Annotated in this window: 9 protein-coding genes; 6 read left to right on the forward strand and 3 right to left on the reverse strand. The window is 63.7% G+C overall.

Annotated features, from left to right (window positions below; translation table 11 throughout):
- The first annotated feature begins 15 nt into the window (after positions 1-15).
- Positions 16-393 (forward strand): VOC family protein, encoded by a 378-nt coding sequence (locus CH262_RS23105; RefSeq protein ID WP_032385144.1) that lies wholly within the window; start codon positions 16-18, stop codon positions 391-393.
- Positions 394-403: 10 nt separating this feature from the next.
- Here the strand turns inward: CH262_RS23105 and CH262_RS23110 are convergent, their stop codons facing one another.
- Positions 404-1528 (reverse strand): S1C family serine protease, encoded by a 1125-nt coding sequence (locus CH262_RS23110; protein ID WP_094718511.1) that lies wholly within the window; start codon positions 1526-1528, stop codon positions 404-406.
- Positions 1529-1566: 38 nt separating this feature from the next.
- Complete coding sequence (locus CH262_RS23115; RefSeq protein WP_094718512.1) at positions 1567-3111, reverse strand: metallophosphoesterase; 1545 nt, start codon at positions 3109-3111, stop codon at positions 1567-1569.
- A 69-nt stretch (positions 3112-3180) separates the two neighbouring features.
- Here CH262_RS23115 and CH262_RS23120 point away from each other — a divergent pair, with 69 nt between their 5' ends.
- The gene (locus tag CH262_RS23120; protein WP_094718513.1) at positions 3181-4014 is read left to right on the forward strand and encodes a DUF72 domain-containing protein; all 834 of its coding nucleotides are present in this window, start codon (positions 3181-3183) and stop codon (positions 4012-4014) included.
- 48 nt (positions 4015-4062) lie between these two features.
- Here the strand turns inward: CH262_RS23120 and CH262_RS23125 are convergent, their stop codons facing one another.
- Positions 4063-4863, reverse strand: coding sequence for an IclR family transcriptional regulator (locus CH262_RS23125; protein ID WP_094718514.1), 801 nt, complete (start codon positions 4861-4863; stop codon positions 4063-4065).
- 149 nt (positions 4864-5012) lie between these two features.
- Between CH262_RS23125 and CH262_RS23130 the strand changes: the two genes are divergently transcribed.
- The 4 genes from CH262_RS23130 to CH262_RS23145 form a co-directional block, all read left to right on the forward strand.
- Positions 5013-5873, forward strand: a complete 861-nt coding sequence (locus CH262_RS23130; RefSeq protein ID WP_027495170.1) for an isocitrate lyase/PEP mutase family protein — start codon at positions 5013-5015, stop codon at positions 5871-5873.
- On the forward strand, positions 5870-7135 hold the full coding sequence (locus CH262_RS23135; protein ID WP_371828548.1) for a 3-isopropylmalate dehydratase large subunit: 1266 nt from the start codon (positions 5870-5872) through the stop codon (positions 7133-7135). The genes CH262_RS23130 and CH262_RS23135 overlap by 4 nt, the downstream gene beginning before the upstream one ends.
- The gene (locus tag CH262_RS23140) at positions 7132-7683 is read left to right on the forward strand and encodes a 3-isopropylmalate dehydratase (RefSeq protein ID WP_032392540.1); all 552 of its coding nucleotides are present in this window, start codon (positions 7132-7134) and stop codon (positions 7681-7683) included. Before CH262_RS23135 ends, CH262_RS23140 begins: the two co-directional genes overlap by 4 nt.
- Positions 7680-8648 (forward strand): MFS transporter (locus tag CH262_RS23145; protein WP_094718515.1); only part of this gene is annotated, 969 nt, incomplete at its 3' end. The genes CH262_RS23140 and CH262_RS23145, both read left to right, overlap by 4 nt.

Below are 8648 nucleotides of genomic sequence, written 5' to 3' on the forward strand. Positions count from 1 at the left end.
CGCGATAATTCGTCCATGACCACCATCGATCTGGCCCGAGCGCCGTTCTCCGGATTTGCCGTCGACGACCTGCCGGCAGCTCGCGCGTTCTACGCGGACACCCTCGGTCTCGAGGTGACCGAGAACGAGATGGGGATGCTCGAACTCCACCTCGGAGCGGCGACGGTACTGATCTATCCTCGTCCCGGTCACGTGCCGGCGCAGTACACCATCCTCAACTTCCCGGTGGCTGACATCGAGGTCGCAGTGGATGCTTTGATCGCCAAAGGAGTGGTGTTCCAACAGTATCCGGACATGGGCACCGACGAGAAGGGGATCTTCCGGCACGGCGGACCGCTCATCGCCTGGTTCACCGATCCGGCGGGCAACGTGTTGTCGGTGCTGCAGGACTGAACTCGACCGCTCAGGCAGCCGGGGTCCCTTCCGCCAAAGCTGTTGTCGCGGAACGTCGTACGCCCCGGGGATCGACCCACTCGACGACGGCGACATCACCGGGGTGACGTCCGATGAGGGCCTGGGCCAGATCCGACGACGAACCGACACCGGCACCGTCGAAGGCGACGATCACATCGTCGCCGGACAGTCCGATTGCCGAGGCCGGAGAATCGGTAGCCACCGTCACCACCTCGGCACCCATCGCCGGCTTGTTGTCGAACACGGACACATCTCGCACCGACACCCCGAAGTACGGGGTCGGGCCCACATGAACCGTCCCGCCGGACTGCCCCGCGACGACCTGATCGAGTACGGCAGCAGCCTCCGTGATCGGAACCGCATACGCCTCGGGTGCCTGCGGGGGCCTGCTCTCGGAGCCGGTGCGCGCCTCGTCCGAAAGCCCCGCTGTATTGACGCCCACCACACGACCCCAGGCATCGAACAGTGGGCCACCCGAATCACCCGCTCGCACATCGGCATCGACTCGAATCATCCGATCCAGAGTGTTCCGCGAACCGTCCACCGAACTACGGGTACGCACCTGCTGATCCAGAGCCGTCACCGCACCCGGGGCGGGCACCAGAACACCTGCGCCAGCAGCATTCCCGACGGCAGTGACCGCATCCCCCACCTCGGGAGGTGAGTCCGGAGCGAACTCGACCACCGGCAGGTCGGCCGCGGAAATCAACTGCATGACCGCCAGGTCACGAGATTTGTCGTAACCGAGCACGGTGGCGTCGTAGATCAGTCCGTTGCCCATGTGCACGGCGCTGATCTCGGTCGCGTTTTCGACGACGTGGAAGTTGGTGAGCACCAGGCCGTCCGGGGCAACGACGAAGCCGGTACCTGCGACGCCGGAGTAGCCGGCGGTGGCGGAGATCGTGACGACGGTGGGGTTCACTCGCGCCGAGAGGTCCTCGAGAGTGAGCGGGGGCGGCTCGACGACGGGGATGGACGTGACCTCGGGGGCCTGCAGCTGGACGTCGGTGCCTACAATTCCGGGACTCAGCACTCCGGGACTCAGCGGCGTGGCGAGGAACCAGACACCGGCGGCGACCAGCGTCAGTACCCACGCTCGCCCACCCGACTGCATGAAAATCGATTATGGTCCGATGCCGAGCACCGTGCCAGTCAGTCTGCGATCACGGCTCGGGGAACGTCGGCGCGCAGTGTGAAGTCGGTGACGAATTCGCCGTCCTCGGGGCCGTATCGATTCTTGATGTCGTAGCTCTCGACGTCGAACGCGTCGAGTGACGGCGAATGGGTGGTGACGGCCATCGAGCCACCGTCGACGTCGAACTGGAGCAGGCGTTGGAAGCCGGTGCTGCGTTCGCCGTCGACCTCGAAGTACTGGTAGTCGGCCAGCAGTTGCACGACGGTGCGGTCGGTCTCTCCCACGTGCTCGTCGACGACCGCGACCTGGCCGTCGACGTGCCCGGACAGGACGAGGAAGACGGTCTCGTGTGGAACGACCAGTCGATTCCAGATCTGTTGGCCGGAGCTGGACCCGATGTCGCCGAACCCCATCAGTTTCTTCTCGCCGAGTTCGTCGAGGTAGTAGTGCGTGCCGATGACGACATTGCGGTCGGGGTTCTCGTCGAGAACTCGTTCGGCCCACTGCATGACCTTCTCCGGCGGGTTGTAGCCGATGTACAGCATCAAGAATTTGGCACCCGCGATGTCGACCAGGTCGTAGTGCGCCGAATTGTCCTCGTCGGTGAACGAACCGCCCCAATAGGGTTGATCCCGATAACGCTGAGGGCCGAAGTACTCGTTGTAGAGCGCGTGGTTCTTCTCGTGCTCCCCGGGGACCAATTTGCCCGCAACGTTCCAGATGTTGTCGTGGTTACCGGGCAGAACGCCGTGGGCGATGCCCGCATCCTCGAGGATCTGCATCGATTCGCTGGCGGCCTCGAACTCCGTGCGCGCCTGAGTATCCGGACGCCCCGGGCTGATCCAGCTCTGAATCAGGTCGCCGGTGTGCATGCTGTAGTCGATCTTCAGCTCGTCGGCGTTGTCGGCGGTCCACTGCGTCATCTCCGAGTACACGCCGGGATCGTCACGGGCGATGTACTGCGTGTCGGTGATGTGCTGGAGCGCGAAATCGTACGTGCTCGGATCGGCGAAGCTGCTGTCGGGGCGCGCGTTGGTTTCGGCGAAAGAACGATCTGCACGCGGGTTGTCGATGACCAGTACTTCGACAGTGCCTCTGTCGGTGGAGATCTCGGCACTCAATTCCACCGAACCGCCGGGCGCAACCGGGTCGGCCGTGGCAATGGCCGGGCCCCACGTGTTGCCCGACTGGTCCCATACATGCAACGCCAGATCGTTGGTGTTCACCGATCTGCCGGACCACGTCAGCGTCGCCGTGTCCGTACCCGGCGCGAACGTCGCGGTGTAGCGGAGATAGGGATATTCGTCCCACCCCGAGGTTCGCATCTCCGTCGTCGACGACTCGACACCGACCTCGTGAGTCGGCGGATCCGGCGCGTCTGCGACACCCGCGACCATGGACGTGGTGATCGCCGCGGGCACCGTCGTCAAACCGATCCCCGGTACCGCAGCCGCCTGGCGAGGCGTCGGCTGGTCGCGGCGCTCGGCAGCCGCATCGGCACCGGTGAGGGCGAGCAGCACACACGTCAGCGCCAGGGAGCCGAATGCCGATGGGCGCTTCATGCCATCGAGGTTACCGATACCAGCGCCGGAGCCGCGGAAACCGCAGGGCTGCCCGGCTACAGTCGGCTCATGTCCGCGCAGCATCGCCCTCGGGTTCTGATCGGTATCTCCGGCTGGACGTACGCGCCGTGGCGAGGGGATTTCTACCCGAGCGGTCTCGCGCATCGCAAGGAACTCGGGTACGCGTCCGAGCACCTGACGTCGATCGAGATCAACGGCACGTTCTACGCGATGCAGAAGCCGTCGAGCTTCACCAAGTGGCACGACGAGACTCCCGACGACTTCGTGTTCTCCATCAAGGGTGGGCGGTACGTCACGCACATCAAGCGGCTCGTCGGTGTCGAGTCGGCATTGGCGAATTTCTTCGCCACCGGGGTCCTCACCCTCGGTGACAAGCTGGGGCCCTTCTTGTGGCAACTCCCACCGAATCTCGAGTTCGACGCGCAGAAGATGACGGACTTCTGCGCCCTGTTGCCCAGAACTGTCTCTGCCGCAGTAACTCTGGCGGAGTCGCGGGACGACAAATTGTCCGAGGACCGAGTGCTGTTGCCGGCTGCGACGTCTCGGACACTGCGGCACTGTATCGAGGCCAGACATGCAAGCTTCGCCTCCGACGAGGCAGTGGAACTGTTGCGTGAGAACGACATTGCGATCGTGGTTGCCGACACCGCCGGAAAGTACCCGTACATCGACACCCCCACAGCGGATTTCATGTATGCCCGACTGCACGGAGACGAAGAGTTGTACGCCAGCGGCTACACCGACGACGCTCTCGATCGATGGGCCACCAAGATCTCCGAGTGGACGTCGGCGGGCCGGGACGTCTTCGTGTACTTCGACAACGACATCAAGGGCTACGCACCCTTCGACGCCATGAAACTCATCGAGCGCGTCGGTAGCTGAGTATTCGTCTCTCTAGGATCGAATCTAGAGAAGTCGATACTCGTGTAGCTACTGACTCGATGCAGGTAGAGCCTCTGCGACACGTGAAAGGCTTCGCGCCGCCGCGAGAATCGTGTCCACCTTGTCCGTCAAGGCGTCGCCCTCGAATGTCTCCACGCGGCCACCGACGCTGATCGACGCGACGACCACCCCGTCGCGTCCGAGAATCGGTGCGCCCACCGCCGCGACGCCGGCCAGGTAGTCGGAGTTGCTCAGCGCGTATCCCTGCGTTCGGATCCGGTCGAGATGATCCATCAATTGGTCTGGTGACGTCAGTGTTCGGCTCGTGTATGCAGCAAGCTCTCCGCCGAGCCAGCGGTCGCGAATGCGAGCGGAGAATGCGAGCATCGCCATCGGCCCGGCCGTGGCGTGATACGGAAGAACGGATCCAATCGAAATACCCGCTACCACAAGGGGATTGCTGCCCTCGTGGCGGTCGATGCACACCGCGCCCTCGTCAGCGGGAACCATCAGATAGGCGGTGTCGCCGAACTTTTCGGCGATCTCGGACAGGTACGGCTGGGCGGCACCGCGGATGTCGAGCTGTGTCAACGCGGACGATCCGATCTCGAACACCGGCATGGCGATCCGGTACGAACCCTCCGCTGTTCTGTCCACCCAGCCGGCATGGATCAACGTCGTCATCAGACGATGCACGGTCGTCTTGTTCATTCGACTCGCCGTCGTCAGGTCGTTGAGCGTCCACACGGGATGCGTCGTGTCGAAATGGTCGAGCAGAGCGCATGCCTTCACGACGGCACCGACGATGTCGCGGCCGGCCTGGGCGTCGGACTCGGTGGGAACTGCCACGAGTTGTTCCTTCCGGTCGGGTGGAGCGTCGTCGCCATCCTACGAACCGACGCGCGATGCGCTATCGATCCACGGGTATTGACTTGTGATCCGAGCCACTCTAAATTCGGAAGGCGTTCCGCAATACGAAACGGAGAGTGCTCGTGACGATGACTTTGAGAGGCCTGACCGAACAAGGCCTGGTGTATGCGCCCGGCGTCTGGGACGGGTTGACGGCCAAGCTGGCCGAGCAGGCGGGCTTCTCGGCGCTGTGCGCGTCCGGCTTCGCCGTATCGGCTGCACTCGGACTGCCCGACGCCGAGCTCTACACCATGACCGAGAACCTGCAGGCCGTCCGGACCATTCGCGAGGCATCGTCTCTGCCCCTCGTCGCGGACATCGACACGGGCTACGGAAACGCCGTCAACGCCGCGCGCACCGCGACGCGGTTCGCCGAGGCCGGCGTCCAGGGTGTGTTCATGGAGGACCAGCTGTCGCCGAAGAAATGCCCGATCTGCGTCGGCGAGCCGGTGGACTTGATCTCCGTCGAGGAGGCGTCGGGCAAGGTTCGGGCGGTGCGTGATTCCATGCCGGACGACGTTCTGCTCATCGCACGCACCGACGCACGTGGCGACGAGGCGATCATGCGCGCACAGGCCTACGTCGACGCCGGAGCCGACATGATCATGCCGGTGACGAAGACGTTCGAGACCGTCGAGCAGTGGGAGAACTGTCACCGAGCGGTCGGGGTTCCGCTGATGGCCACGCTCACCGCGTCGACCTGGACCGAACGGGAGTTCACTCCGGAGGTTCTGGCACAGATCGGAGTGCGGCTGGCCCTGCTGCCCACTCAGGTGCTGATGGCCGCAACCGGTGCCGCACGCGAGACCCTGCGTCGCCTGGCCGCAGGCGAAGCTCCCGCCGACGTCAGTGCCGACGCGCTGCAGCACCACGAGTTCGTGGACCTCATCGGTTTTCCCGAAGTCGAAGCGCAGCAGCGTAAGTACCTTCCTGCGGAGGCGAACCGATGACATCGGCCGCGTTCACGATGGTCGAGAAGATCCTCGGTAGGACCTGTGGCGGTGACCCAGTGCGTGCCGGTGAGAACCATGCGGTACGACCGGCGCGGATGATCGCGTACGACTTTCCCGGGTACACCGATGTGATGTTCCGGCAGATGCGCGACGACTTCGGTATCACCTCACTCGAGGACCCGTCTCGGTACGTCGTCTTCATCGATCACATGTTGACCAAGCGCAACGACCGGGAACAAGAAGTACACCAGGTCACCCGAGACTGGTGCGAGTACTACGGAATCGAGTTGCACGAGGGCCGCGGCATCGGACACCAACTTACCGCCGAACTCGGCCTGGCCATCCCCGGTGACTTCCTCGTCCACTTCGACGGCCACATCAGCGGAATCGGGGCGTTCGGTGCGCTGGGCTGGGGTATCCGCCGCGATCTGATCGAGGCATGGGTGACCGGCCAACTCTACGTGGACATTCCAGCGACCACGCGGTTCGACCTGTACGGAGAATTCGCGCCGGGAGTGGACAGCCGCGATCTGGTGCACACCATCATCGACCTCGTCGGGGCAGACGGGTGCGCACACCAGGTGATGGAATTCGGTGGCCCCGGTGCCCGGTCGATGAAGATCGATCACCGGCAAGGATTGTGCGGCATGGCGATGTTCACCGGAGCCGTGTCCGCGATATTCGAACCGGACGAGACCTCACTCGACTACGCCAACGATGTTGCGCGACAGTCGTTCACACCGGTCTACCCAGACTCCGATGCGACCTACGCAGCTCGGCACACCATCGACCTCGCCCAGATCGTGCCGCAGGTCGTGCAGCCCGGCTCGGCGCGTGCAGCCAACACCCACACAGCAGCCGAACTCGCCGGCACTCCGATCACCAAGGCGTTCATCGGATCCTGTGCCAGTGGACGAATCGAGGATCTGCGGGCCGCGGCACTCGTGCTCGACGGACGCACCGTGGCTCCCGGTGTGGAGCTCAATGTCGTGCCCACGTCGCAGAAGGTGCACGATCAGGCCGAGCGAGAGGGGCTGCTCGACGTATTGCGCGCGGCGGGTGCGCACATTGCAGTGTCGAGCTGCGACTTCTGTTTCGGCTATCAGAAGCCGTTGGCGGCGGGCGAGAATTGCATATCGACCGGCGTGCTCAACATCTCCGGCCGGATGGGTAGCTCCGACGCCAACATCTACATGGGTTCTCCGTATACCGTCGCCGCCAGCGCGTTGGCCGGTACGATCCAGCAGGTGGGCTCGTGAGCGCCTACCCACCCCCGCCCGACATCATCTCCGGCCGAGTTGCCTGGGTCTTCGGCGACGACTTCGACATCGATCTCGTTGTCGGCGTTGCGAATATCAAGTCGTACGATCCCGAGCATCTGAGGTCGGTCTGCATGACCGCATACGATCCGGGTTTCGTCGATCGCGTTCGGCCGGGCGACATCATCGTCGGCGGCCGGAACTTCGGCTACGGCCACCCGCACTATCCGCCGATGGTGGCTCTGCGCAACGCCGGTATCCAGGCCATCGTGGCCGAGTCGTTCTCGCCGGGATTCTGGCGCGGAGAGACATTCAACGGAGTACCCCTCATCACCATTCCGGATGTCTCCGGCGCGGTCGTCACCGGTGATGCCGTCGAACTCGATTGGCGACGAGCAGCATTGACCACTGCCGATGGGCGATCCCTGGTAGGTAGTGCGCCCAGCCCTCGTACTGTCGCAGTCATCGAGGCCGGCGGATCGTACGAACTACTTCTGGCCGAACACCGAAGCAAGCAACCACTCACAGGACAGGGAACAGCGCGATGACGAACGTCGACCAGCCTTCTGCGGTCACCAGCGCACCGAAAGCCGACACCACCACCGCGCGCCGTGCCGCGCTCGCCGGTGGCGTCGGCACGCTCATCGAGTACTACGACTTCGCCGTCTACGGATTTCTCGCCGTAGTCATTGCGCCACTGTTCTTTCCGTCCACGAGCCCCGGCGTATCCATACTCGCGACCCTGGCAGTATTCGGCGTCGCATACGTTGCACGTCCGCTCGGTGGAATCTTCTTCGGACGCCTCGGCGACAGAAAGGGTCGTCGGCAGGCTCTGGTTGTGACAGTGGTCTGTATGGGTATCGCGTGTGGAGTCCTGGGAATGCTGCCCACACACTCGAGTGTGGGCGTGCTGGCACCGATTCTGCTCGTCATCATCCGACTCGCCCAAGGATTCTCTGCAGGAGGTGAAATCGGCGGTGCAGCAACCTATATCGCAGAGTCTGCACCGCCGAACCGTCGCGGCTTCTTCGGGTCGTTCACGCCGGTCGGTTCCACCCTCGGATTCGCGGTCGCCGCAGCCGTTGTCGGTGTGGTCGCCCTCGTCACCACCGACGACCAGATGTCGTCGTGGGGCTGGCGCATTCCGTTTCTGCTTGCACTTCCCCTCGCTCTGGTCTGTCTGCGAGTGCGGCTGAAGCTCGAAGACAGCCCCGAGTTCGAGGAAATGGCAGCCAAGAACGAGGTTGCGAAAAGCCCGCTCAGCGATGTCGTGAAGAAGCAGCCGTGGTCGGTGCTACGTGTCGTCGGAATTGCGATCGCGATGAACGGATCCGGTTACATCGGTCTGACGTACTTCAGCGTGTACCTGATCAACGACCTCGGATTCTCCAAGGACTCGGTCTACTGGACATCGGCGATCGCAATTGCGTTGGCCTGTGCGACCTTCCCGCTCAGCGGCATGCTCACCGACAGATTCGGTCGCAAACCGGTACTGCTCAGCGGCTACGTTGCG

It is taken from the genome of Rhodococcus sp. 05-2255-1e (assembly GCF_002259025.1).
In the GTDB taxonomy this organism is placed as follows: domain Bacteria; phylum Actinomycetota; class Actinomycetes; order Mycobacteriales; family Mycobacteriaceae; genus Rhodococcoides; species Rhodococcoides fascians.

Coding starts and splice junctions, on each gene's coding strand:
- CH262_RS23120 (WP_094718513.1), top strand. CDS start 3,181: ATGTCCGCGCAGCATCGCCCTCGGGTTCTGATCGGTATCTCCGGCTGG.
- CH262_RS23135 (WP_371828548.1), top strand. CDS start 5,870: ATGACATCGGCCGCGTTCACGATGGTCGAGAAGATCCTCGGTAGGACC.
- CH262_RS23105 (WP_032385144.1), top strand. CDS start 16: ATGACCACCATCGATCTGGCCCGAGCGCCGTTCTCCGGATTTGCCGTC.
- CH262_RS23130 (WP_027495170.1), top strand. CDS start 5,013: ATGACTTTGAGAGGCCTGACCGAACAAGGCCTGGTGTATGCGCCCGGC.
- CH262_RS23110 (WP_094718511.1), bottom strand. CDS start 1,528: ATGCAGTCGGGTGGGCGAGCGTGGGTACTGACGCTGGTCGCCGCCGGT.
- CH262_RS23115 (WP_094718512.1), bottom strand. CDS start 3,111: ATGAAGCGCCCATCGGCATTCGGCTCCCTGGCGCTGACGTGTGTGCTG.